At 63.3% G+C, this 25,551-nt stretch carries 22 protein-coding genes; 16 read left to right on the top strand and 6 right to left on the bottom strand.

Translation table 11 applies throughout. The features are described from left to right. Positions 1-89: 89 nt before the first annotated feature. From lysS to JNO50_RS15270, 3 genes are all read right to left on the bottom strand, one after another. A complete protein-coding gene (gene lysS, locus JNO50_RS15280) occupies positions 90-1,586 on the bottom strand; it encodes a lysine--tRNA ligase (protein WP_189530149.1) in 1,497 nt (498 codons plus the stop codon). A 77-nt stretch (positions 1,587-1,663) separates the two neighbouring features. Further along, a protein-coding gene (gene prfB, locus JNO50_RS15275; RefSeq protein WP_189530843.1) for a peptide chain release factor 2 occupies positions 1,664-2,768 on the bottom strand; the annotation gives its coding sequence in 2 pieces (ribosomal slippage) (positions 1,664-2,686 and positions 2,688-2,768; 1,104 coding nt in all). 115 nt (positions 2,769-2,883) lie between these two features. Continuing rightward, complete coding sequence (locus JNO50_RS15270; protein WP_189530151.1) at positions 2,884-3,864, bottom strand: malate dehydrogenase; 981 nt, start codon at positions 3,862-3,864, stop codon at positions 2,884-2,886. Positions 3,865-4,072: 208 nt separating this feature from the next. Here JNO50_RS15270 and JNO50_RS15265 point away from each other — a divergent pair, with 208 nt between their 5' ends. The 13 genes from JNO50_RS15265 (at position 4,073) to JNO50_RS15205 (ending at position 19,797) form a co-directional block, all read left to right on the top strand. Then, a complete protein-coding gene (locus JNO50_RS15265) occupies positions 4,073-4,804 on the top strand; it encodes a GntR family transcriptional regulator (RefSeq protein ID WP_189530153.1) in 732 nt (243 codons plus the stop codon). Between the two features lie 146 nt (positions 4,805-4,950). After that, positions 4,951-5,325 carry a succinate dehydrogenase, cytochrome b556 subunit gene (gene sdhC / locus JNO50_RS15260; RefSeq protein ID WP_189530155.1) on the top strand — a complete coding sequence of 125 codons (375 nt, stop codon included), beginning with the start codon at positions 4,951-4,953 and terminating at the stop codon, positions 5,323-5,325. Beyond that, positions 5,319-5,663 (top strand): succinate dehydrogenase, hydrophobic membrane anchor protein, encoded by a 345-nt coding sequence (gene sdhD / locus JNO50_RS15255; protein WP_189530157.1) that lies wholly within the window; start codon positions 5,319-5,321, stop codon positions 5,661-5,663. Before sdhC ends, sdhD begins: the two co-directional genes overlap by 7 nt. After that, a complete protein-coding gene (sdhA, locus tag JNO50_RS15250) occupies positions 5,663-7,429 on the top strand; it encodes a succinate dehydrogenase flavoprotein subunit (RefSeq protein WP_189530159.1) in 1,767 nt (588 codons plus the stop codon). Before sdhD ends, sdhA begins: the two co-directional genes overlap by 1 nt. 18 nt (positions 7,430-7,447) lie before the next feature. Further along, positions 7,448-8,152 carry a succinate dehydrogenase iron-sulfur subunit gene (locus tag JNO50_RS15245; RefSeq protein ID WP_215796399.1) on the top strand — a complete coding sequence of 235 codons (705 nt, stop codon included), beginning with the start codon at positions 7,448-7,450 and terminating at the stop codon, positions 8,150-8,152. After that, a complete protein-coding gene (locus JNO50_RS15240; RefSeq protein ID WP_189530163.1) occupies positions 8,149-8,397 on the top strand; it encodes an FAD assembly factor SdhE in 249 nt (82 codons plus the stop codon). The genes JNO50_RS15245 and JNO50_RS15240 overlap by 4 nt, the downstream gene beginning before the upstream one ends. Before the next feature lie 57 nt (positions 8,398-8,454). Further along, on the top strand, positions 8,455-9,744 hold the full coding sequence (gene gltA / locus JNO50_RS15235; RefSeq protein WP_189530165.1) for a citrate synthase: 1,290 nt from the start codon (positions 8,455-8,457) through the stop codon (positions 9,742-9,744). Positions 9,745-9,898: 154 nt separating this feature from the next. Further along, entirely contained in the window at positions 9,899-12,727 is a 2,829-nt protein-coding gene (locus JNO50_RS15230; RefSeq protein ID WP_189530167.1) for a 2-oxoglutarate dehydrogenase E1 component, read from the top strand. Between the two features lie 54 nt (positions 12,728-12,781). Further along, on the top strand, positions 12,782-14,026 hold the full coding sequence (gene odhB, locus JNO50_RS15225; RefSeq protein ID WP_189530169.1) for a 2-oxoglutarate dehydrogenase complex dihydrolipoyllysine-residue succinyltransferase: 1,245 nt from the start codon (positions 12,782-12,784) through the stop codon (positions 14,024-14,026). Between the two features lie 16 nt (positions 14,027-14,042). Further along, a complete protein-coding gene (gene lpdA / locus JNO50_RS15220) occupies positions 14,043-15,467 on the top strand; it encodes a dihydrolipoyl dehydrogenase (RefSeq protein WP_189530171.1) in 1,425 nt (474 codons plus the stop codon). A gap of 131 nt (positions 15,468-15,598) precedes the next feature. Beyond that, entirely contained in the window at positions 15,599-16,765 is a 1,167-nt protein-coding gene (gene sucC / locus JNO50_RS15215; RefSeq protein WP_189530173.1) for an ADP-forming succinate--CoA ligase subunit beta, read from the top strand. Positions 16,766-16,788: 23 nt separating this feature from the next. Beyond that, positions 16,789-17,676 carry a succinate--CoA ligase subunit alpha gene (gene sucD, locus JNO50_RS15210; protein ID WP_189530175.1) on the top strand — a complete coding sequence of 296 codons (888 nt, stop codon included), beginning with the start codon at positions 16,789-16,791 and terminating at the stop codon, positions 17,674-17,676. A gap of 237 nt (positions 17,677-17,913) precedes the next feature. Further along, entirely contained in the window at positions 17,914-19,797 is a 1,884-nt protein-coding gene (locus JNO50_RS15205) for a methyl-accepting chemotaxis protein (RefSeq protein WP_189530177.1), read from the top strand. Positions 19,798-19,806: 9 nt separating this feature from the next. Here JNO50_RS15205 and JNO50_RS15200 read toward each other — a convergent pair whose 3' ends face one another. Both JNO50_RS15200 and JNO50_RS15195 read right to left on the bottom strand, forming a co-directional pair. Next, positions 19,807-20,265 (bottom strand): LEA/WHy family protein, encoded by a 459-nt coding sequence (locus JNO50_RS15200; protein WP_189530179.1) that lies wholly within the window; start codon positions 20,263-20,265, stop codon positions 19,807-19,809. Beyond that, a complete protein-coding gene (locus tag JNO50_RS15195) occupies positions 20,262-21,152 on the bottom strand; it encodes a LysR family transcriptional regulator (RefSeq protein WP_189530180.1) in 891 nt (296 codons plus the stop codon). The genes JNO50_RS15200 and JNO50_RS15195 overlap by 4 nt, the downstream gene beginning before the upstream one ends. 104 nt (positions 21,153-21,256) lie before the next feature. Between JNO50_RS15195 and JNO50_RS15190 the strand changes: the two genes are divergently transcribed. Beyond that, positions 21,257-21,679 carry a CidA/LrgA family protein gene (locus JNO50_RS15190; protein ID WP_189530183.1) on the top strand — a complete coding sequence of 141 codons (423 nt, stop codon included), beginning with the start codon at positions 21,257-21,259 and terminating at the stop codon, positions 21,677-21,679. Next, a complete protein-coding gene (locus JNO50_RS15185) occupies positions 21,672-22,355 on the top strand; it encodes an LrgB family protein (RefSeq protein ID WP_189530185.1) in 684 nt (227 codons plus the stop codon). The genes JNO50_RS15190 and JNO50_RS15185 overlap by 8 nt, the downstream gene beginning before the upstream one ends. Before the next feature lie 154 nt (positions 22,356-22,509). On the opposite strand, the gene cadR is transcribed toward JNO50_RS15185, so the two are convergent. Next, positions 22,510-22,950, bottom strand: a complete 441-nt coding sequence (gene cadR / locus JNO50_RS15180) for a Cd(II)/Pb(II)-responsive transcriptional regulator (protein ID WP_189530187.1) — start codon at positions 22,948-22,950, stop codon at positions 22,510-22,512. Between the two features lie 87 nt (positions 22,951-23,037). Here cadR and JNO50_RS15175 point away from each other — a divergent pair, with 87 nt between their 5' ends. Then, positions 23,038-25,425, top strand: a complete 2,388-nt coding sequence (locus JNO50_RS15175) for a heavy metal translocating P-type ATPase (protein ID WP_189530189.1) — start codon at positions 23,038-23,040, stop codon at positions 25,423-25,425. Positions 25,426-25,551 lie beyond the last annotated feature (126 nt).

Below are 25,551 nucleotides of genomic sequence, written 5' to 3'. Positions count from 1 at the left end.
TCTGAATGCTCACAATACCCCTGTGAGCATGAAAAAACCGCGCGGCCCGAAGGACGCGCGGTTGCGGGTGCGATCCGGTGGCGCCGGACTTATTCGGGACGCATCTGCGGGAACAGGATGACGTCGCGGATCGACGGCGCGTTGCCCAGCAGCATCACCAGACGGTCCATGCCGATACCGCAGCCGCCGGTCGGCGTCATGCCGTATTCCAGAGCACGGACGTAGTCCGCGTCATAGAACATGGCCTCGTCGTCGCCCGCTTCCATCTGCTTGACCTGCGCGAGGAAACGCTCGGCCTGATCTTCCGGGTCGTTCAACTCGGAATAACCGTTGGCCAGTTCGCGGCCCACCACGAACAGCTCGAAGCGCTCGGTGATGCCCGGCTTGGTGTCGGACAGACGAGCCAGCGGGGAGACTTCCACCGGGTAGTCGATGATGAAGGTCGGGTTCCACAGCTGGCCTTCCGCGCACTCTTCGAACAGCGCGAGGTGCAGGCTGCCCAGGCCGGTGGCCATCGGCAGCTTGCCGCCCAGACGGGTGATTTCCGCCTTGACCCAGGCTTCGTCGTTCAGTTGCGCGTCGGTGTACTGCGGGTTGTACTTCTTGATCGCCTGAACCATGGTCAGACGGTCGAAGGTGCGCAGATCGACGGGTTTGCCCTGATAGTCGATTTCCAGACCGCCACAGACTTTCATGGCCGCCTTCTGGATGATCTGTTCCGTCATTTCCATCATCCGATGGTAGTCAGCATACGCTTCGTAGAACTCCATCATGGTGAATTCAGGATTGTGACGGGTACTCATCCCTTCATTGCGGAAGTTGCGGTTGATCTCGAAGACGCGTTCGAAGCCGCCGACCACCAGCCTTTTCAGGTACAGTTCCGGGGAAATGCGCATGTACATCGGCAGATCCAGGGCATTGTGGTGGGTAACGAACGGCTTGGCCGAGGCGCCGCCGGGAATCGGCTGCATCATCGGGGTCTCGACTTCCAGATACCCTTCGCCGATCATCTGTTCGCGCACCGACTGCATGATCAGGGAGCGCTTCTTGAACATCTCGCGCGAATCCTCGTTCATGATCAGGTCGAGGTAGCGCTGGCGGTACTTCTGCTCCTGGTCGGTCAGTCCCTTGAATTTCTCCGGCAGCGGCCGCAGGCTCTTGACGATCAGGCGAACTTCCGTCGCATGAACGGTCAGTTCACCGGTTTTGGTGATGAAGAGCGTGCCGCGCGCAGCAACGATGTCGCCCATGTCCCAGCGCTTGAATTCATCGTGGGATTCGGAGCCGATGTCGCTATCGGACAGATAGACCTGGATGCGGCCGGAACTGTCCTGCAAGGTCGCAAAGCTGGCCTTGCCCATGACACGTTTCAACATCATCCGACCCACGACGGCGACCTCGACTTTTTTCGCTTCCAGGCCTTCGGTACCCGCGTATTTGTCCTGCAGGTCTTTGGCGAAGTGGCTGCGTTTGAAGTCGTTCGGGAAAGCCACACCTTTCTCGCGGATCGCTTTGAGTTTCAGCCGGCGTTCCGCAATGATCTGGTTCTCGTCCTGATTCGGGGATGTTTGTTCGTGTTCCGCCATGATCACTCCAATAACTACAGTTTGCTGAGGGCAGGGGGTGTCCCCGCCCAAGGTGGGTCATGAATGCCCAGGGAAAATTACACCCCCTGTTTCAGACTGGCCTGGATAAAGCCGTCCAGATCGCCATCCATGACTGATTTGATGTTACCGACCTCGTGGGAGGTCCGCAAATCCTTGATCCGCGACTGATCGAAAACGTACGACCGGATCTGGTGACCCCAACCCACGTCGGTCTTGGAGTCTTCGAGCGCCTGCTTGGCCGCGCTGCGCTTTTTCAGTTCCAGCTCGTACAGCTTGGCGCGCAGCATCTGCATGGCTTCATCACGGTTGCGGTGCTGCGAGCGGTCGTTCTGGCACTGCACGACGATGCCGGTCGGGTTGTGCGTGATGCGCACGGCCGAATCGGTCTTGTTGATGTGCTGCCCGCCGGCGCCGGAGGCGCGGTAGGTATCGACCCGCAGATCGGCCGGGTTGATTTCGATTTCGATCGAATCATCCACTTCAGGATACACGAATACTGAGCAGAATGAAGTATGTCGTCTGGCATTCGAATCGAATGGCGAGACCCGGACAAGACGGTGAACGCCGGTTTCGGTGCGCAGCTGCCCATAGGCATAGTCGCCGCTGATCTTGATCGTGGCGCTGGTGATGCCCGCCACTTCGCCCTCGGATTCCTCGAGGATCTCGACCTTGAATCCCTTGCGCTCCGCGTAGCGGGTGTACATGCGCAGCAGCATGCCGGCCCAGTCCTGGGCCTCGGTGCCGCCCGCGCCGGACTGGATGTCCAGGAAGCAGGCGTTCGGATCCATCGGATCGCTGAACATGCGGCGGAATTCGAGCTGGGCGAGTTCGGTCTCGACGGCGTCCAGATCCTCGCGCACGGCGCCGACGGTTTCCTCATCGTCATCGCCGCGCGCCATGTCGAACAGTTCGCGGCAATCGGTCACGGTGCGGTCGAGGCGTTCGATCACCAGGACCACGTCCTCGAGCTGCTTGCGTTCGCGGCCCAGGTCCTGGGCGCGCTTGGGGTCGTTCCAGACGTCCGGGTCTTCGGTCAGCCGGACAACTTCTTCGAGACGGTCACGTTTGCCGTCGTAGTCAAAGATACCCCCGGATGTCGGTTATCCGGGATGCCAGATCGTCCATCGTGGCGGAAATCTGGTTCAGTACTTCGGCTTCCATCATGTCTTTACACTCCAAGTATTGATAATTACTAATATACAGAATATACAGAATTTTCGTTGATCCAAGACAAAAAAGCGCACCGCGAGGTGCGCTTTTTGCTTTGAACGCGTGTTCAGCCGAGCAGATGGGCGACGCCGGCGCGTTCCTCTTCCAGTTCGGCGAGCGTCAGGTTGATGCGCTCGCGGCTGAATTCGTCGATCTCGAGGCCCTGAACGATGGTGTATTCACCGTTCGCGCAGACCACCGGGAAGCCGAACATCACGCCTTCGGGAATGCCGTAGGAACCGTCGGACGGGATGCCCATGGTGACCCATTCGCCGTTCGTGCCCATCCACCAGTCGCGGATGTGATCGATGGCGGCGTTGGCGGCCGAGGCGGCGGACGACAGGCCGCGCGCTTCGATGATCGCGGCGCCGCGCTTGCCGACGGTCGGCAGGAACACGTCGCGGTTCCATTCATGGTCGTTGATCATGTCCTTGACGCCGGCGCCGTCGATGGTGGCGAAGCGGTAGTCGGCGTACATCGTCGGGGAGTGGTTGCCCCAGACGGCCAGCTTGCGGATCGAGGAGACGGCCTTGCCGGTCTTGGCGGCGATCTGCGACAGCGCGCGATTGTGGTCAAGGCGCAACATGGCGGTGAAATTTTTCGGATTCAGATCCGGGGCGCTCTTCATCGCGATGTAGGCGTTGGTGTTGGCCGGGTTGCCGACGACCAGAACCTTGACATCGCGGGCCGCGTGGTCGTTCAACGCTTTGCCTTGCACGGTGAAGATCGCGCCGTTGGCTTCCAGCAGGTCCTTGCGTTCCATGCCCTTGCTGCGCGGACGGGCGCCGACCAGCAGGGCGACCTTGACGTCCTTGAAGGCCACGTTCGGGTCGTCGGTGGCGAGCATGCCGGCCAACAGCGGGAACGCGCAGTCTTCCAGCTCCATCATCACGCCCTTGAGGGCGGCCTGTGCCTGCGGCAGGTCGAGAAGCTGCAGGATGACGGGTTGATCCTTGCCCAGCATTTCACCGCTGGCAATGCGGAACAGCAGGCTGTAGCCGATCTGGCCGGCTGCGCCGGTGACGGCGACGCGAACGGGAGCTTTCATGTTCGGACTCTCCTTTGATGTTTATCCGTATGGCTCTGTTGAACGCAGAGGGGTTTTGTGCTCTGCGGAATCGGTGCAGCGAGTGTATCACGCGTGCCGGCGCTTGTGGTCAATGCCAACCGATTTGCATGCCGGAAACGGTGTTTTTGAGTTATATCTTATATAAGACTAACCTTTACGCTTGATTTGTTTGGTGTTAAAAAGGGAAATGACAAAAAAAGCGCTCAGGCGTGAGCCTCTGTACGAACAGATCAAAACCGTCCTGATACGTCGTATAGGCGACGGCGAATGGCTGGTCAATGACTGTTTGCCCAGCGAGTGGGATCTGGCCGCCGAGCTTGGCGTCAGCCAGGGAACCGTGCGCAAGGCGCTCACGGCGCTGGTGTCCGACGGACTGCTGTACCGTCGCCAGGGACTCGGCACTTTCGTGTCCGAAACGCCCGGGGATTGGGGCGAGGGCGCGATGCTGACGCCGGGGCTGTTCAACGAACGCCCCGATCCGCTGGTGCAGGAACTGATCGGCGTGTCGCGCAGCCACGCCAGCGATGAAATGGCCGACGCCTTGCAGGTGCGCCGCTCGGCCCCTCTTGTCAGGGTGCGCCAGCTGTGGCGGCTTGGCGGCGTGGTGGTGGCGCTCGATGACGCCTATCTGCCCGCGGAGAGCTTCGAAGGACTGGATGCGCGCTGGATCCGGCAAGCCGGCGGCGGTGTTCACGCGGCGCTGCAGCAGCGTTTCGGCGTGCGCGCGCGGTGCGTGGGCGAGCAGGTGCGGGCGGTCGTGCCGCCGCGCGAAGAGTCCCTGCTGCTGGGGCTGGACCCCGAAGAACCCGCTCTGGCGGTGCTCAGACTGTCCGCCGGCATGGACGGCGCGCCCGTGGAATGGCGCCAGCGTTATTGCCGCAGCCGGTTCTGGTCGTGGACCCGGCGCGAGAAGTGGTAGAATTCATCTTTCATATTGCCGTCCGGTATGGCGGCGGTGTGACGTAAAGAGCGGCAATCGCCCGTCGCAAGAAGGCGAACCGCTCGGGCGGCTCCGGCAGGAGCCGGTGTGTAACCTCCTGGTTAGTGAACATCCAAGGAAGCCATATGCAGAAGCAACGACCCAAGCACCTGGATCTGGCCAAGATCAGACTGCCCGTGCCGGGCATCGTCTCGATCTTGCACCGGATTAGCGGTGTGGCGCTCTTCTTTTTTCTCCCCCTGTTGATCTATCTCCTCAAGGGCTCGCTCAGTTCGGCGGACACCTTCGACTCCTACCGCGCCGTGGTGGGCAATCCCCTGGTCAAGCTCGTCCTGCTGGGCCTTCTGTGGGCTTTCCTGCACCACGCCTGTGCCGGCATCCGTTTTCTGATGCTGGATATTCATAAGGGTCTCGAGCTTCAGACCGCCCGCGCCACGGCCAAGGCCGTGCTGGCCGTGAGTCTTGCCCTGACCGTGATTCTGGGGGTGATCGTATGGTAAACCGTATCGTCGTGGGCGCGCACTACGGCCTGCGCGACTGGATCATGCAGCGCGTGACCGCCGTGATCATGCTGATCTATACCGCGCTTCTGGCGCTGTTCCTGATCGTCGCGCCGAACAGCTACGAGGGCTGGAGGGCGCTGTTCGGCCAGGTGTGGGTCCAGGTGCTGACCGAAGTGACGCTGATCGCGCTCTTCCTGCACGCGTGGATCGGCATCCGTGATCTGTGGATGGACTACATCAAACCGGTGGGTCTGCGCCTTGCGCTGCACACTTTCACCATCGTTTGGCTGGTGTCCTGTTTCATCTATTCCGTCAAGGTAGTCTGGGGGCTGTAATGGGCGTACCTGTTCGTCGTTTTGATGCAGTGATCGTGGGCGGCGGTGGCGCCGGTCTGCGCGCTGCCCTGCAATTGTCCGAGGCGGGTCTGAAGACCGCCGTCCTGTCCAAGGTTTTTCCCACCCGTTCCCACACCGTGGCGGCCCAGGGCGGCATTTCCGCCTCGCTCGGCAATGTCCAGGAAGACCGCTGGGAATGGCATATGTACGACACCGTGAAGGGGTCGGACTGGCTGGGTGACCAGGATGCCATCGAATTCATGTGCCGCAAGGCGCCCGAAGCCGTCATCGAGCTCGAGCACTTCGGCATGCCGTTCGACCGTCTGGAGAACGGCAAGATCTACCAGCGCCCGTTCGGCGGCCACACGCAGAACAATGGCCAGACTCCGGTGCAGCGCGCCTGTGCCGCGGCCGACCGTACCGGTCACGCCATGCTGCATACGCTGTACCAGCGCAATGTGCGCGCCAATACCCAGTTCTTCGTCGAATGGATGGCGCTCGACCTGATCCGTGACAGCGAGGGCGACGTGGTCGGCGTCACCGCGCTGGAAATGGAGACCGGCGAGATCTCCGTGCTGCACGCCAAGGCGGTGCTGTTCGCCACCGGCGGCGCGGGACGCATCTACGCGGCCTCGACCAACGCCTTCATCAACACCGGCGACGGCCTGGGCATGTGCGTGCGCGCGGGCATCCCGCTCGAAGACATGGAGTTCTGGCAATTCCACCCGACCGGCGTGGCCGGCGCCGGCGTGCTGATCACCGAGGGCGTGCGCGGCGAGGGCGGCATTTTGCTGAACGCCAACGGCGAGCGTTTCATGGAACGCTACGCGCCAAACCTCAAGGACCTCGCGCCGCGCGACTTCGTGTCCCGCTCGATGGAACTGGAAGTGCTCGAAGGACGCGGCTGCGGTCCGCACAAGGACCACGTGCTGCTCAAGCTCGACCACCTGGGGCCGGACATCATCAACCAGCGCCTGCCGGGTATCCGTGAAATCGCCATCAAGTTCGCCGGCGTGGATCCGATCAAGGAGCCGATCCCGGTCATCCCGACCTGTCATTACATGATGGGCGGCATTCCGACCAACTACCGCGGCGAGGTCGTCGCGCCGAAGAACGGCAACGACGAAACCCGCGTGAACGGCTTCTTCGCGGCCGGCGAATGCGCGTGCGCCTCGGTGCACGGCGCCAACCGACTCGGTACCAACTCCCTGCTCGACCTTGTGGTGTTCGGCAAGTCCGCCGGCGACAGCATGATCAAGTACATCAAGGAAGAGATGCCGACCTGGAAGGACCTGCCGGCCGACGCCGCCGAGCGTTCGCTCGCCCGCGTCGCGCGTCTGGACAACCAGACCGGCGGCGAGGAAGTCGCCGATGTGCGTCTTGCCATGCAGCGCACCGTGCAGGCCCGCGCCGGCGTGTTCCGCAATTCCGCGAACCTCCAGCTGGGCGTTCAGGAAATCCAGCAGGTGGCCGAGCGCGTCAAGCGCACCCAGATCAAGGACAAGTCGCGCGTGTTCAACACCGCCCGCGTCGAGGCCCTGGAACTGGAAAACCTCATCGAAATCGCCGTGGCCACGCTGATCTCCGCCGAGGCCCGCAAGGAGTCGCGCGGCGCGCACGCCCACGACGACTTCCCGAACCGCGACGACGACAACTGGATGAAGCACACCCTGTATCACGGCGAAGACCGCAGCCTGACCTACAAGGCCGTGCACACCAAGCCTCTGTCGGTGGACTACATTCCGCCCAAAGAGCGGACCTTCTGACGGGGACGGAGACCAAACATGGCAACAATGCGTTTTTCCATCTATCGCTATGACCCGGATACGGACGCCAAGCCGTACATGCAGGATTACACGATCGAGGTGGGTCCGAACGACGTCAAGCTGCTCGACGTGATCACCAAGCTCAAGGCGCAGGATGACACCCTGTCGTTCCGCCGCTCCTGCCGCGAGGGCATCTGCGGCTCGGACGCGATGAACATCAACGGCAAGAACGGTCTGGCGTGCATCACCAACATCGCCGACCTCGCCCAGCCGGTGACCCTGCGTCCGCTGCCCGGCCTGCCGGTGATCCGCGACCTGATCGTGGACATGACCCAGTTCTTCAAGCAGTACCACTCGATCAAGCCGTATGTGATCAACGACACACCGCCGCCCGAGCGCGAGCGTCTGCAGTCGCCCGAGGACCGCAAGGAACTCGACGGTCTGTACGAGTGCATTCTGTGCGCCTGCTGCTCGACCTCGTGTCCGTCGTTCTGGTGGAATCCGGACAAGTTCGTCGGTCCGGCCGGCCTGCTGGCCGCCTACCGCTTCATCGCGGATACCCGCGACGAGGCGACCAGCGAGCGTCTGGACAACCTCGAGGATCCGTACCGCCTGTTCCGCTGCCACACTATCATGAACTGCGTGGATGTGTGTCCGAAGGGGCTGAATCCGACCCGGGCGATCGGCAAGATCAAGGATCTCATGGTCAAGCGTGCCGTATGACCGATATCGATCCGATCGAACTGAAACGGATCCGCTGGCGGTCGCGCCGCGGCCTTCTGGAGCTGGATCTGGTGCTGGAGCGGTTTCTCGCCCGGCGCTTCGATTCGCTCAGCGGGCCGCAGCTGGCCGCCTACCGGGAGCTCCTCGAGCTCCCGGACAACGATTTTCTGGACATCGTGAACGGCAAGGCCGATCCCGATGATCCGGCTTTGATGGAAATCGTCGGCATCCTGAGAACAACCTGATAACAAGATTCGACTGCACTCCATTACAACGAGCACAACCTGACTGGGAGTATTGCTGTGGAAACCAACCGCAAAGTCACCCTCACCCACAATGAGGGCAAAGAAACGATCGACCTGCCCGTGCTGGAAGGCACGCTGGGCCCGGATGTCGTCGACATCCGCTCCTTCTCCAAGACCGGCATGTTCACCTTCGACCCGGGTTTTCTGGCGACGGCGAGCTGCGAATCCAAGATCACCTTCATCGACGGCGATCTGGGTCAGCTCTACTACCGCGGCTACCCGATCGAGCAACTGGCCGAGGATTCCGACTATCTGGAAACCTGCTACCTGCTGATCTACGGCGAGCTGCCCAGCGCCGAAGAGAAAAAGAACTTCCAGCACACCATCATGCATCACACCATGGTGCACGAGCAGCTGACCAGTTTCTTCAAGGGTTTCCGCCGCGACTCCCACCCGATGGCCATGATGGTCGGTGTGGTCGGCGCCCTGTCCGCCTTCTACCAGGACAGCCTGGACATCGCCAACCCCGAGCACCGCAAGGTCGCCATTTTCCGTCTGATCTCCAAGATCCCGACGATCGCGGCCATGTGTTTCCGCTACTCGATCGGCGCGCCGTTCATGTACCCGCGCAACGATCTGTCCTACAGCGCCAACTTCCTGCACATGATGTTCGCCACCCCGTGCGAGAAGTACGAGCCGAACCCGGTGCTGGTGCAGGCGCTTGACCGCATCCTGATCCTGCACGCCGACCACGAGCAGAACGCCTCGACCTCGACCGTTCGCCTCGCCGGTTCGTCGGGCGCCAACCCGTTCGCGTGTATCGCCGCGGGTATCGCCTGCCTGTGGGGCCCGGCTCACGGCGGCGCCAACGAGGCGGTGCTGAAGATGCTCGACGAGATCGGCTCGGAGGACAACATCGAAGAATTCATCCAGGGCGTGAAGGACAAGCGTTACCGCCTGATGGGCTTCGGCCACCGCGTCTACAAGAACATGGACCCGCGCGCGAGCATCATGCGCCGCACCTGCTACGACGTGCTCACCGAACTCGGCCTTGAGAACGATCCGAAGTTCAAGCTGGCCATGAAACTGGAAAAGATCGCCCTGGAAGACCCGTACTTCGTCGAGCGCAAGCTTTACCCGAACGTCGACTTCTACTCGGGCATCGTGCTGTCCGCCCTGAATATCCCGGTATCGATGTTCACCGTGATCTTCGCGCTGGCCCGCACGGTCGGCTGGATCAGCCACTGGAACGAAATGATCTCCGATCCGCAGCAGAAGATCGGTCGCCCGCGCCAGCTGTACACCGGCGCGCCGCGACGCGATTACGTACCGGTCGACAAGCGCTGAGGCGCGCGTGACGAACGGGGCACCGCCCGCGCGGTGTCCCGTGCAGCGAACACAAGACAGGCGCACGGCAGAGTGTCGGGGCCAGACGGCAGCGGGCCGGCTGTCCCGGACACTTTCAGATGACGCCGCAAGCAGATAACCAAGGGTCAAACTCATGATGCAAGCCATGTACAGTCATTCCTACCTGTTCGGCGGGAATGCTCCGTTCATCGAGGAACTGTACGAGCAGTACCTCGCGGATCCGAACGCCGTTCCGGCCGAATGGCGCAACTACTTCGACAAGCTCGCGCAGGCGCCCGGCGCCGCCGAACGCGACGTGCCGCACTTGCCGATCCAGGAGTCCTTCGTGCAGCTGGCGAAAAAGCCGGCCGCGGGTCAGCGCGTTTCGCCGGTCGCCGAGTGGGAGTCGATGCAAAAGCAGGTCGGCGTGCTCAAGCTGATCGCCGCCTACCGTGGCCTCGGCTCGCGCCAGGCCAATCTCGATCCGCTGCTGCGCATGGATCAGAAGACCCTGGGCGAACTGGATCCGGCGAGCCACGGCCTGACCGACGCCGACATGGCGGTGCAGTTCAACGTGGGTTCGCTGGTCGGCCCGCAAAAGCTGCCGCTGTCGGAAATCCTGTCGCGTCTGAAGCAGACCTACTGCGGCAATATCGGCCTGGAGTACATGCACGTCTCGAACTCCGACGAGCAAAAGTGGCTGCAGCAGCGTTTCGAGGGCGACCTGTCGACACCGCGTTACGATGCCGCCACCAAAAAACGCATCCTCAAGCAGATCACCGCCGCCGAAACCCTCGAACGCTACCTGCATACCAAGTACGTCGGCCAGAAGCGCTTCTCGCTGGAAGGCGGGGAGAGCACGATCGCCGCGCTTGATCATCTGATCCAGAACGGCACCGCCCACGGCGTCAAGGAACTGATCATCGGCATGGCCCACCGCGGCCGCCTGAACGTGCTCGTCAACACCCTGGGCAAGCTGCCGCGCGACCTGTTTGCCGAGTTCGAGGGCAAGCCGACCATGGAGCTGGCCTCCGGCGACGTGAAGTACCACATGGGTTTCTCCAGCGACATTCCGACCCAGCACGGTCCGATGCACGTGTCGCTGGCGTTCAACCCGTCGCATCTGGAGATCGTCAACCCGGTGGTGGAAGGCTCCGTGCGCGCCCGCCAGGAACGCCGCGGCGACACCGAGCGCACCCAGGTGGTGCCGGTGCTGATCCACGGCGACTCGGCCTTTTCCGGCCTCGGCGTCAATCAGGGCACCTTCAACCTGTCGCAGACCCGAGGCTACGGCACGGGCGGCACCCTGCACATCGTGATCAACAACCAGGTCGGCTTCACCACGTCCGATACCCGCGACATGCGCTCCACGCTGTACTGTACCGATGTCGCGAAGATGATCGAGGCGCCGATCTTCCATGTGAACGGCGATGATCCGGAAGCCGTTTGCTACGTGATGCAGGCCGCGCTCGACTACCGGATGGCCTTCAAGAAGGACGTGGTGATCGACCTCGTGTGCTACCGCAAGCTCGGCCACAACGAGGGCGACGATCCGTTCCTGACCCAGCCGATGATGTACAAGAAGATCGCCAAGCATGCCGGCGTGCGCGCCATGTACGCCGAGCGTCTGGTGACCGAGGGGGTGCTGGCGGCCGACGAGGCCGAAGGCCTGATTCGCGCCTACCGCGACGCGCTGGACAAGGGCGAGCATGTCGAGCAGACCGTGCTGTCGAACTACCGCCGCGAACACGCGCTCGACTGGAGCCAGTACGCCGGCACCCACTGGGCGCATCCGACCGACACCACGCTGCAGCTCGCGGATATCCAGCGGCTGACGGAAAAGACCACCAGCGTGCCGGAAGGCTTCAAGCTGCACCCGACGGTCGACAAGGTGCTCAAGGCGCGCCGCGCGATGGCCGAAGGCGAGCAGAACGTCGACTGGGGCATGGCCGAGACGCTGGCCTACGCATCGCTGGTGTCAAGCGGTTACAGCGTGCGCATCTCCGGCGAAGACTCCGGGCGAGGCACTTTCTCGCACCGCCACTCGGTGCTGCACGATCAGAACCGCGAGCGCTGGGACCAGGGCGTGTTCGTTCCGCTGGCGAACATCGCCGACAACCAGGGCCGCTTCGAAGTCATCGACTCGATCCTCAACGAAGAGGCGGTGCTGGCCTACGAATACGGCTATGCCTGCTCGGCGCCCGACCAGCTGGTGATCTGGGAGGCCCAGTTCGGCGACTTCGCCAACGGCGCCCAGGTGGCGATCGACCAGTTCATCTCCTCGGGCGAGACCAAGTGGGGCCGCCTGTCCGGTCTGTCCCTGATCCTGCCGCACGGCTATGACGGCCAGGGCCCGGAGCACTCCTCGGCCCGTCTTGAGCGCTGGCTGCAGCTGTGCGCCGAGCACAACATCCAGATCATCATGCCATCCGAAGCCGCGCAGATGTTCCATGTGCTGCGCCGCCAGATGCTGCGTCCGTACCGCAAGCCGCTGATCATCTTCATGTCCAAGCGCCTGCTGCGCTACAAGGACTCGATGAGCCCGATCGACAGCCTGACCACCGGCGGTTTCCGTCCGGTGATCGGCGACACGACCGTCGCGGATCCGAAGAAGGTCCGCCGCGTGGTGTTGTGCGCGGGACAGGTCTACTACGATCTGTTCAACGCCCGCAAGGAGCGTGGTCTGGAGCAGGAGATCGCCATCGTGCGCATCGAGCAGCTCTATCCGTTCCCGACCGAGCAGCTGGCCGCGGAGCTGGCGCGCTTCGCCGGCGTGAAGGACGTGATGTGGGTTCAGGAAGAGCCGCGCAATCAGGGCGCCTGGTACCAGATCCGCCATCGCCTCGAAGGCCTGCTCGGCAACAAGCAGTCGCTGTCGTTCGCCGGACGTCCGTCCTCGGCGTCGCCGGCGGTCGGCTACATGAGCAAGCACGTCGCCCAGCTGAAGGCCTTCCTCGAAGAAGCCATGACACTGGCCAAATAAGCATCCACCGAGAAGACACGGGGCGGCGTCATGCCGCCCGCAACGGAGAAGAACATGTTGATTGAAGTCAAAGTCCCGCAGCTGCCGGAATCCGTATCCGAAGCCACCCTGATGTCCTGGCACAAGAAGGCCGGCGAGTTCGTCAATCGCGACGAAAACCTGATCGATCTGGAAACCGACAAGGTGGTGCTGGAGTTGCCCGCTCCGCAGGCCGGCGTGCTCGTTGAAATCATCGGCGCGGACGGCGCGACCGTCACCTCCGGTCAACTGATCGCCCGGATCGACACCGCCGCCACCGCCGGCGCGACCGCCCCTGCCGCCGCCGCGCCGGCTCCCGCCGCTGCGGCTCCGGCTCCGGCTTCGACCGCCGCCGCCGGCATCGCCATGCCCGCCGCCGCCAAGCTCGCCGCCGAAACCGGCGTGGATCTGGCCGGTGTCGCCGGTTCCGGCCGCGACGGCCGCATCCTCAAGGAGGACGTGGCCGCCGCCCGTCCGGCTCCGGCCCAGTCCGGCCCGGTGCTGACCCCGGCCGCCGCGCCGGCGGGCACCGCGCTCGCGTCGACCCCGGCCGCCGTCAATGTGGCCGGCCTGCAAGGCGAGCGTCCGGAGCAGCGCGTGCCGATGTCCCGCCTGCGCCAGCGTGTGGCCGAGCGCCTGCTGATGTCGCAGCAGACCAACGCGATTCTCACCACCTTCAATGAAGTGAACATGAAGCCGGTGATGGACCTGCGCGCCAAGTACAAGGACAAGTTCGAGAAAGAACACGGCGTGAAGCTGGGCTTCATGTCCTTCTTCGTCAAGGCCGCCGTCGCGGCGCTGAAGAAATTCCCTGTGGTGAACGCGTCGGTGGATGGCAATGACGTCATCTACCACGGCTATTACGATATCGGTATCGCCGTGGGCAGCCCGCGCGGTCTGGTGGTGCCGATCCTGCGCAATGCCGACCAGATGTCGATTGCCGAGATCGAGAAGCAGATCGCCGATTTCGCCGTGAAGGCCCGCGACGGCAAGCTGTCGCTCGAAGACCTGTCCGGCGGCACGTTCTCGGTCACCAACGGCGGCACCTTCGGCTCGATGATGTCGACCCCGATCATCAACCCGCCGCAATCCGCGATCCTCGGCATGCACGCGACCAAGGAACGCGCCGTGGTGGAAAACGGCCAGGTCGTGGTGCGCCCGATGATGTATCTGGCGCTGTCGTACGACCACCGCATCATCGACGGCCGCGAAGCCGTGTTGAGCCTGGTGACCATCAAGGACATGCTGGAAGACCCGGCACGCCTGATCCTGGACCTGTAAGCGAGAGAGACCATCGATGAGCCAATTTGATGTAGTGGTAATCGGCGCCGGCCCCGGCGGATACGTGGCGGCCATCCGCGCCGCCCAGCTGGGCCTGAAGACCGCCTGCGTGGACGCCTTCAAGGGCAAGGACGGCAAGCCGGCCCTGGGCGGCACCTGCCTGAACGTCGGCTGCATCCCGTCCAAGGCGCTGCTGCAGTCGTCCGAACACTTCCATGCCTTGTCGCACGATTTCGCCGATCACGGCATTTCGGTGAAGGGCGCGAGCTTCGACACCGCGAAAATGATCGAGCGCAAGGACGGCATCGTCAGCAAATTGACCGGCGGCATCGGCATGCTGTTCAAGAAGAACAAGGTGACGAGTCTGCACGGCCTCGGACGCCTCGCCGGCCGCGAAGGCGAGAAGTGGCGGATCGAAGTCGCCGACGGCGACAAGGTGGAAACCATCGAGGCGTCCCACGTGATCGTCGCCACCGGTTCCCGTCCGCGCCAGCTGCCGCAGGCGCCGGTCGACAACGTGACCGTGCTGGACAACGAGGGCGCGCTGAATCTGTCCGCGGTGCCCAAGCGCCTTGGCGTGATCGGCGCCGGCGTGATCGGTCTGGAAATGGGCTCGGTGTGGAAGCGCCTGGGCGCCGAGGTGACCATCCTCGAAGCGGCGCCGGTGTTCCTCGCCGCCGCCGACCAGCAGATCGCCAAGGAGGCGTTCAAGACCCTGACCAAGGATACCGGCCTCGATATCCGCATGGGCGTGAAGATCGGCGATGTGAAGGTCGGCAAGACCGTCAGCGTCGCTTTCGAAGCGGACGGCAAGGCCGAATCGCTGACCTTCGACAAGCTGATCGTGTCGATCGGCCGTGTGCCCAACACCGACGGCCTCAACGCCGCTGGCGTGGGCCTGCAGACCGACGAGCGCGGTTTCATCGTGGTCGACGAGCACTGCCACACCAACCTGCCCAATGTCTGGGCGGTGGGTGACGTGGTGCGCGGCCCGATGCTGGCGCACAAGGCGTCCGAGGAGGGCGTGGCGGTCGCCGAGCGCATCGCCGGACAGAAGCCGCACATCGACTTCAACACCATTCCATGGGTGATCTACACCTCGCCGGAAATCGCCTGGGTCGGCAAGACCGAAGAGCAGCTCAAGGCCGAAGGCGTGGAGTACAAGAAGGGCTCGTCCGGCTTCATGGCCAACGGCCGCGCGCTGGGCCTCGGCCAGGCCAAGGGATCGGTGAAGATCCTCGCCGACGCCAAGACCGACCGCATCCTCGGCATGCACGTGATCGGCCCGATGGCTTCCGAACTCGTCACCGAGGGCGTGGTCGCCATGGAGTTCAAGGCGTCCAGCGAAGACATCGGCCGCATCGTCCATGCCCATCCGTCGCTGAGCGAAGTGGTGCACGAGGCGGCGCTGGCCGCCGACAAGCGCGCGCTGCACGGCTGACGCGCCGCGGGACTTTCGCCGGCCCTGACATGGGATTATCATGCCGGCCAGTCCCGCTACGGATGATTAAGAAGGGATAAAGGGGAAGGCGTTGCTGCCGCCTTCCCGTCTCCACCGAAAGGAAACCATAGATGAACCTGCACGAATACCAAGCGAAAGAGCTTCTGGCCAAATACGGCCTGCCGGTGCAAATGGGCATTCTGGCTTCGACGCCGGAAGAAGCCGCTGCCGCTTACGACAAGCTCGGTGGCAAGTTTGCCGTCGTCAAGGCCCAGGTCCATGCCGGCGGACGCGGCAAGGCCGGTGGCGTGAAAGTGGTCAAGAGCCGCGAAGAAGCCGCCGAGGTCGCCAAGGCGCTGATCGGCACCCACCTTGTGACCTATCAGACCGATGCCGCCGGCCAGCCGGTCAATTCGGTGCTGGTGTGCGAAGACATGTACCCTGTCGAGCGCGAACTGTACCTGGGCGCGGTGATCGACCGCTCCAGCCGCCGCGTGACCTTCATGGCCTCCACCGAAGGCGGTGTCGAGATCGAGAAGGTCGCCGAGGAAACCCCGGAGAAGATCCTCAAGGTCACCGTCGACCCGACCGTCGGCATGCAGCCTTGCCAGGCGCGCGAAGTGGCCTTCGCGCTGAACCTCAAGGCCGAGCAGATCGCCGCTTTCACCAAGCTGATGCTGGGCGCGTACCAAGCTTTCGTCGAAAATGACTTCGCTCTGTTCGAAGTGAACCCGCTGGCGGTACGGGAAAACGGCGCCCTCGCGTGCGTCGACGCCAAGATCAACCTCGACTCCAACGCCCTGTACCGCCACAAGGATCTGCTGGCGCAGCGCGACACCTCCCAGGAAAACGAGCGCGAGCTCAAGGCGTCCGAGTTCGAACTGAACTACGTCGCGCTGGAAGGCAACATCGGCTGCATGGTGAACGGCGCGGGCCTGGCGATGGCCACGATGGACATCATCAAGCTCTACGGCGGCCAGCCGGCCAACTTCCTCGACGTGGGCGGCGGCGCGACCAAGGAACGCGTCATCGAAGCGTTCAAGCTGATCCTGGCCGACCCGTCGGTCAAGGGCGTGCTGATCAACATTTTCGGGGGGATCGTCCGTTGCGACATGATCGCCGAAGCGATCATCGCCGCCGTCAAGGAAGTGAATGTGACCGTTCCGGTCGTGGTTCGCCTGGAAGGCAACAATGCCGAGCTTGGCGCCAAGCTCTTGTCCGAATCGGGTCTTGCGCTGATTCCGGCCGAAGGCCTGGCCGACGCCGCCCAGAAAATCGTGGAAGCCGTCAAGGCCTAACCTGCGCATAAGGAGTCAAATCAATGAGCGTTCTAGTCAATAAAGACACCAAAGTGCTGGTTCAGGGCTTCACCGGCAAGAATGGCACGTTCCATGCCGAACAGTGCCTCGCCTACGGCACCCAGATCGTCGGCGGCGTGACCCCGGGCAAGGGCGGCGCCCAGCACCTGGGCAAGCCGGTATTCAACACCATGAAAGAAGCCGTGAAGGAAACCGGCGCCAACGCGTCGGTCATCTTCGTACCGGCTCCGTTCGTGCTGGACTCCATCGTCGAAGCCGTGGATTCCGGCGTCGAGCTGATCGTGTGCATCACCGAAGGCGTGCCGACCCTGGACATGCTCAAGGCCAAGCGCTACATCGAAACCACCGGCGGCGTGCGCCTGATCGGGCCGAACTGCCCAGGCGTGATCACCCCGGGCGAGTGCAAGATCGGCATCATGCCGGGACATATCCACCGTCGCGGCCGTATCGGCATCGTTTCGCGCTCCGGCACCCTGACCTATGAAGCCGTGGCGCAAACCACCAAGCTCGGCCTTGGCCAGTCCACTTGCATCGGCATCGGCGGCGACCCCATCGCCGGAACCAACCACATCGATGCGCTGGCACTGTTCCAGAACGATCCGGAAACCGAAGCGATCATCATGATCGGCGAGATCGGCGGCACCGCAGAAGAAGAGGCGGCCGAGTACATCAAGTCGAACGTGACCAAGCCGGTGGTCGGCTACATCGCCGGTGTCACCGCGCCGAAGGGCAAGCGCATGGGCCACGCAGGCGCGATCATCTCCGGCGGCAAGGGTACGGCCGAAGAGAAATTCCTGGCCTTCGAAAAGGCCGGTATCGCCTACACCCGAAGTCCGGCCGAACTCGGGACCACCATGCTCGAATTGCTCAAGAGCAAAGGCATGGCCTGATCGCCGCAACGGCTCGGCCAGACGACGCCAGTCCTTCGGGACTGGCGTTTTTTTTTGAGCTTTAAATTCAAATGTTGTATGACAAATAGAGAGGGGCGATTTAAATCGTTGCATTTACGCAAATTCACAGGTAATGCCACTATTCACAACAGATAAATAGGCAATCGTATGCTTATAATGCCGCCAAAATAACACCAATAACATCACCGCATACACAAGACGGGATCAGAACGCACCATGAAATCCATTACCAGCAAGCTAACCGTGCTGCTCGGTGTCGCCGTGACACTGGCCAGCTTCAGCGTGGCGCTCATCGCGGGCCTCAATTTTCGTAATCAGGCGTATGAAGAAGCCGACCGGCAGACCGAACTGGTGGTCAGCAGCCAGTCCGCCTTCATCTCGGACTGGATCAAGACTCGCAAAAGCATGATCGAAGCGGGATTGACGCATGCCAATGAGGAGGCCACCACCTATTACCTCGAACAGCTCGCCAAAGGGGGCGGATTTACCCAGTTGTTCGTCGGCGATGGCGATACCAAAGGCATGGTGTATTCGATTCCGGGCAAGCAAAAACCCTCGCCCGATTACGATCCGAATGTCCGCGGCTGGTTCAAGAAAGCCTCCGAAACCGGCGGAACCATCGTGACCGAGCCTTACAAGGCCGCCAGCGCCGATATCAAGGACCTGGTGATCACGCTGGCGCACAAGGTCGACGGCAAGAACAAGGTACTGGGCGGCGATATCCAGATCGGCCACCTCGCCCAATCCGTGCTCAGCGTGAAATTGCCGGGCAAGGGTCACGCCTTTCTGATGACCCGGGAGGGCAAGATCATTGCCTATCCCAAGCCTGGCAACGAACTCAAGCCGATCACCGAGCTGATTCCAGCGCTTGATGCCGACAAGATCAAGGCTCAGTCCCAGTCGCACGCGCCGACGCAGATGACGATCGACGGCGAGGATTTCCTGGTCGAACTGTCGACCGTTGAGGGCACCGACTGGCTGTTGGGTGTGGCGGTCGACAAGTCCGAAGTCGATGCGCCGCTTTACCGCATGTTGTGGGTGATCACCGGCGCCGTGGCCGGCGTGCTGGTGGTGCTGACCCTTCTGAGCACGGCTTATCTGCGCCGTCTTCTGCAAGGTCTGCTGCGGGTGCGCGACGCCATGAAGGAAATTTCCCAGGGAGAGGGCGATCTGACCCGCCGCATCCAGGTGGCGGGCCAGGACGAGGTGGCGGAAACCGCCGCCGCGTTCAACAGCTTCGTCGAGCGACTGAACGGCATGTTCCGCGAGCTGCGCGGTGAAGCGGTGCAGTTGGCCGAGGGCGTGATCGAAGTGGGCGGAGCCGTGGATCGTCTCGCGGCGGACTCCAACCGCCTGGCGGACATCTCCAGCTCCAATGCCGCCGCCATCGAAGAGGTGACGGTGAGCATCTCCTACATCGCCGACGCGGCGCGCTCCACCGACGAGTTGGCCCGCGAGACCGGCGAAGCCTCGCAGGGCAGCGCGCGGGACATGATGCGCATCAACGACGAGATGAGCCGCACGTCCGATTCGGTGGGCGAGCTCTCCGGACTGCTGGGGTCCCTGGAAAAACGCAGTCAGGAAATCAGCCAGATCGCCAGCGTGATCAGCGACATCGCCGATCAGACCAACCTTCTGGCACTCAATGCCGCGATCGAGGCGGCGCGCGCCGGCGAGCAGGGCAGGGGATTCGCCGTGGTGGCCGACGAGGTGCGCAAGCTCGCCGAGCGCACCGGCAAGGCGACGGTGGAAATCACCGGCATGATCGAGACCATCCTCAACGAAATCGGCCGCGCGGTCGACAATATGGACCAGACGGTGGAAACGGTGGGCGTCGGGGTGGCGCTGACCCAGTCGGCGCGCGAGCATCTGGACAAGATCAGCGGCACCATGAACCAGGTTGTGGAAAATATCAGCGCGATCGCCCATTCCACCAGCGAGCAGCACAACGCGACCACCGCGATGGCGCAAAGCACCGAATCCATCAACAATCAGATCATGGACTCGGATGCCTCGCTGCAGGTGGCGCGCGAGACGCTCGTTACCCTCAACGAACTGGCGCGCAGCATGCAGTCGGCCTTTGGCCGCTTCAAGCTGTAAATCCGCCGGTCAGCGGTCGGCAGGGGGTCTGGATTTCCAGACCCCTTGTTTTTTGAACGGCATCGGTCCTTTGCCATTGATATCCTCGACACGTCCGTCCAGCTCGTAGGCCACCCCGTCGCGGCGGATTTCCCGGTAACGGGCAAGAAGCGGCAAGAGCTCCTCGAGGCGCCCTTTGACCCGGAGCGTGACGCGCGTGGCGGCGCCCGGCGCGAGGGTCAGCGCCGGCGAAGGGACACTGCTGGCGACCGGGCGGCCGTCTATTTTCAGGTCGAAGGCGAGGCCGGTGGCGGTGATGACGCGATCGTTGGGATTGCCGATGTCGAGTGTCAGGTCGAGTTCCGGTTCGGCGAGCGACGCGCGCACCGGCCGGATGTCGAGGACGGTGAAGGTCGGTTTCTGCCAGCGGTAGGTGTCGCAGGCGGCAAGGCTCAGGCACAGCGCGGCGACGGGCCAGTAATGTTTCACGGTGCGGTTCCTAGCATGGTGCGGCTCAGCGCGATCCAGGCGCGCGCCGCGTGGGACAGGTAACTGTCTTTTTTCCAGATGAGGCCCAGGTGCCAGACGATCTGCGCTTCGTCCAGTTCGATGGCTTCCAGCGGCCGGCCGGCGATCCGGGCGGCGATGGTCGAGGGCAAGAGGGCGATGCCGAGGCGCGCTTCCACCATGGCGACGATGAAGTCCCAGTGGGCGCTGCGCCCCGCCACGTTCACGGTTTTGCCAAGGCGCCGGAATCCGTCCTCGATCCGGGACGAAAGCGTGAAGTCCTTTGGATAGCATACCATTGGTTCATCGGCGATATCGGCGAGTTTGACACGCGCGCGTCCGGCCCAGCGCGAACCCGCAGGAACGATCAGCCGCAGCGTATCCTTGACGAAGCCGATGTGATCGAAGGTGTCCCGGTCGACGGGCAGCACCGCCACACCCACTTCCAGACTGCCGTCGCGGATGCTGCTTTCGATGGCGAGCGCCCCGTCTTCCACCAGTTTCAGTTCGATCCCCGGATAGCGTTCGCGAAATGCCCGCACCACCGGTGCGTAGAAGGCGCCGCCGATCATCGGCGGCAGGCCGACCACCAGTTCCCCGTGTTCCAGTTCGGCCAGATCGGCAAGCTCGCTTTTGAGGCGCGCCATCGCCAGCAGCACATCCTCGCTGCGCCGGTAGACCAGCTGACCGGCGTCGGTCAGGCGGAACTGCTTGCCTTCGCGGATGAACAGCGGCACGCCCAGATCCTCTTCCAGCTGCTTCATCATTTTGCTGATGGTCGGCTGCGTGACATAGAGGTTTTCCGCTGCGCGGGTGAAGCTTTTCGCTCTGACGGCCTCGACAAAATACCGCAAACCCCGGATATCCATTTTCATTCCTTTTTGGAATTATTTTAATAATATTAATTCATTTTTAGAATGAATTGGAGCTGGTTATACTAACGACATTCTGTGTTGTGTTGTGTGACTCGACTATGTTTACCGCTTTGAAGTTCCGTTTGACGCCGCGTGCCAGAACCATCGTTCAGGTGGCGCTGTTGTCGGCGGTCTGGATGGCGGCAAGCCTGTTGAGCCGGCTTTTCCTTCCAGCGGTGCCCGCCGGAGTACTGGGCATGCTCCTGGTGCTGGCGGCACTCTGGACAGGATGGCTGCCGGTACAATGGTGCCGCGATGGCGCGCGCTGGCTGCTGGCCGAGATGCTGCTGTTTTTCATCCCGGCGGTGGTGGCGGTGGTCCGCTTCCCGGATCTGGTGCTGAGCGAGGGCTGGAAAATCCTGCTGGTGATCGTGGCCTCGACCGCGATCGTCATGACCGTGACCTCGCTGGTGGTGGACCGGTGCTATCGCATCGAATTACGGCTCAAGCGTCGCATCCGCAGGGGGCTGACCCATGCTTGACCTGATGTCGCTGGCCTGTTTTGTCGCCACGGTCGCTTGCTATTGGGGCGTCAAACGCATTTACCTGCGCAACCGAAAATGGTGGTGCACGCCGATTTTCGCGGTTCCGCTGCTGCTCATCGCGGCGGTGCTGCTGGTAGGCATTCCCTACCCGACGTATTTCCAGGACACGCGGTGGCTGTCCTGGCTGCTGGGGCCGGCCACGGTGGCCTTCGCCGTGCCGATTTACGAGCACCGCGCGCTGATCCGCCGTCACTGGCTGTCCCTGTGCTGCGGCGTGGCGGTCGGCATGCCGGCCGCGGTGATCAGCTCCGTGTGGCTGGCTCGCTGGCTGGATCTGCCCGAAGCGCTGCAAAAAAGCCTGGCTCCGCGTTCGATCAGCACGCCGTTCGCGATCGCCACGGCCGATTCGATCGGCGCATCGAGCGACCTGACGGCGGTCTTCGTGGTGATCACCGGTGTGTGCGGCATGCTGATGGGCGAAGCGATGCTGGCCTGGTTGCCGGTGCGCTCGCGGCTGGCCCGCGGCGCGTTGTTCGGGGCCGCCGCGCACGGCGCGGGTACCGCCAAGGCGCAGCAGATCGGCGCCGAAGAAGGTGTGGTGTCCAGTCTTGTCATGATGCTGGGCGGTGTGGCCACGGTGTTCGCCGCGCCGCTGATCGGTTGGTTCGTCTGACCGGCAAACGTGTTTTCCTTGTGTGTCGCATGGGAGCGGCGCATTGCTTCATCTCCTCGTAACTCTCCCATAACGAGCGTTGTTTGAGGCCGGCATGCGAATGCCGGCCTATTTTTTTGTCTGCCGGGCCGAGGGGCGTGCCCGGAAGGCGCGCTCACGGGTGGCGTTCCGCCTCCTGATGGCATACGCATCCTTCGCCCTGTGCCGCCTGCACCAGCGTCTGCAAAATGCCGCAATGACCGGCATCGCTCGCTTCGGCGCAGCGCTGGCGCAGCGCCTGTAACTGGTGCTCGAGACGTTTGAGCGTTTCGATCTGCTGGTGCACCTGCGCGATATGCCCGTCGATCAGGTTGTTGATGTCTTCGCAGGCCAGCGTGGGATCGCGGCGGAAGGCCGACAGGGTGCGGATTTCCGCCAGCGAGATGCCCAGCGAGCGGCAGTGCAGCACGAAATTCAGCTGTCCGGCGTGCTCCGGCCGGTAGCGCCGGTAGCCCGAGGCGCTACGCCCGGGGGCGTCGATCAGTCCCTCCTTTTCGTAAAACCGGATGGTTTCGGTGTCGCATCCTGTCTCTTTGGCGAGCTCTCCGATCAGCATAATGATTCTCCCTGCGATTAACGCTTGACCTTATAGTAGCTCCAAGGTTTGAAATAAGCGACAAGAACCCGAGTCAGGAGACGAACGATGTCCCGTCATGCACATCATCCGCACGAAGAGACCCTTTGCCAGGATCGGGAGAGGGGAGGCCATGAGGCCGTGGAAGCGTCCGCATGCTGTGGCGGCCGTCATGAACACAACGAGCATGATGCCCATCGCCACCACCATGATCACGATCACGAGCATGACCATGACCAGGAGGCCCATGATCATGGCGCATCGTCCTGCTGCGCCCCATCAATCGTCCCGCTGACACGTCCGGTGAGCGATGGAAAAGGCGAACGGACGTCGCGTTTCCGCATCGAGGCGATGGATTGCCCGACCGAGGCGAAGCTGATCGAAAAAGCCATGGAAAAAGTCGCCGGCGTGGCGCGCCTCGAGTTTCATTTCATCGAACGCACGTTGATCGTTCACCATGATCTGGCCGAAACGGCGCCCGTGGTCGAGGCGATCGGACGCATCGGCATGCAGGCCGTGCCGATCGATGACGACGGTTCGTCCACCGCGGCTTCGCCGCCTCCCTCGTTCTGGCGCGCGCATGGCGGTCTCGTGGCGGCCTCGGCGGCCGCGTTCGCCGCAGAGGCCCTGTCGCTGTCGGCGCGCGGGGATCTGGATCCCTTGGTGTTGCCCCTGTCCCTGCTCGCCATGGTTCTGGTGCGAGGCATTCTCTACAAGGGCTGGATCGCCCTGAAGCACTTCACGCTCAATATTCATTTTCTGATGACGCTGGCGGTGATCGGCGCGCTGATCATCGGTGAATCGTCGGAGGGCGCGATGGTGCTGGTGCTGTTCGCCCTCGCCGAAAAACTCGAAGCCGGCGCGCTGTCGCGTGCCGGAGAGGCGGTACGCGCGCTGATGTCCCTCGCGCCGGATACCGCGCGGGTGGCCGATGCGGAGGGCAACTGGCGGGATGTGCCGGCCGCGCGCGTGGCGCTGGGCGAGCGGCTGTTGATCCGGCCGGGCGAACGGGTGCCGCTCGATGCCGTGATCGAGTCCGGCGAGAGCCGCTTTAACGAATCGGCGATCACCGGTGAGTCGCTGCCCGTGGAAAAAGGGCCGGGCGCCACGGTCTGGGCGGGCAGCATCAATGGCGATCGCGTGATCGAGGCGCGCGTTCAGGCATTGGCCGACGACACGCTGCTGGCCCGGATCATTCACCGGGTGCGCGACGCGCAGGCCACCCGGGCGCCGATCCAGCGTTTTGTCGACCGTTTCGCGGCGGTATACACCCCGGTCGTGGTACTGCTGGCGCTGGCGGCGGCGATCGCATTGCCGCTCCTCGGTCTGCGTACCTGGCACCAGGCCCTGTATACCTCGCTGGTGATGCTGGTGATCGCCTGCCCGTGCGCCATGGTGATCGCCACGCCCGTCACCCTGGTCAGCGCGCTGGCGTCGCTCGCCAGAAACGGCATTCTGGTCAAGGGCGGCGAGCCGCTGGAAATGGCGGCGCGCATCCGGACCATCGCCTTCGACAAGACCGGTACCCTGACGCAAGGCCAGCCGCGCGTGATCGCGGTGACGGCGACCGGGAGCGAAACCGCCGACTCGGTGCTGGCGCGCGCTGCGGCGCTGGACGCGCATTCCACCCATCCTCTGGCACGGGCCGTTGTCGCGGCGGCGGCCGAGGCGAAGCTGGTGCTGCCGGAGGTTTCCGGCATCGAAGAACAGGCGGGATTCGGCGTGCACGGCCGTCTGGAGGGCAAAGGCCTGTCGCTGGGCAGCCAGCGCCTGGTGGCGGGGAGCGATCTCGCCCCGGGTCTTGCCGACGCGGCGGCCAGAGCCGCCGACGAGGGGCGCGGCATGCTGTTCCTGCTCGAGGAAGGCCGCCCGCTCGGAATGATCACGCTCGCCGACGCGCCAAGACCGGAGGCGGCGGCCGTGCTGGGCGAACTTGAACGGCTCGGTATCGGCGGCATCATGCTCTCCGGCGACCAGCCGCGCGTGGCGGCCACGGTGGCGAACGAAATCGGGCTTGCCCGGGCGGAGGGCGGATTGTTGCCCGACGACAAGCTTGCGCGCATCGGCCGTCTGTCCCGCGAGGAAGGACCGGTCGCCATGGTCGGCGACGGCGTGAACGACGCGCCCGCGCTGGCCCGGGCCGATCTTGGCATCGCCATGGGAGCGGCCGGTTCCGATGCCGCGCTGGAAACCGCCGGTGTGGTGCTGATGGACGACCGGCTGGACAAGCTGCCGTGGCTGCTGAAGATGGCGCGCCGCACCAAACGGGTGCTGTCGGCCAATCTGGTCATCGCTATCCTGATCAAGGTGGTGTTTTTCGGGTTGGCGCTGACCGGGTACGCCACCTTGTGGATGGCCGTGTTCGCCGATGTGGGGGCGAGCCTGATCGTGATCGGCAACGGCCTGCGTCTGGGGCGCGCGAAGATGGTCTCCGGCCAGGCGCCTGCGCAGCCCTGACGGTGTGTTGCCGGCCAGCGGGATGAGGGTCGGTATCCACCGCGACAGAATGGCGGAGCTATTTTCCTATGAGGAGCGAACGGCGCGTTTCCTGCGGAGTGCACACTTGATGGTAAGCGGGAGCCC

This window comes from Paludibacterium paludis (genome assembly GCF_018802605.1).
Lineage (GTDB): Bacteria > Pseudomonadota > Gammaproteobacteria > Burkholderiales > Chromobacteriaceae > Paludibacterium > Paludibacterium paludis.
The sequence above is the reverse complement of the archived record's forward strand: the minus strand, read 5'-3'. Positions and strand labels throughout refer to the sequence as shown.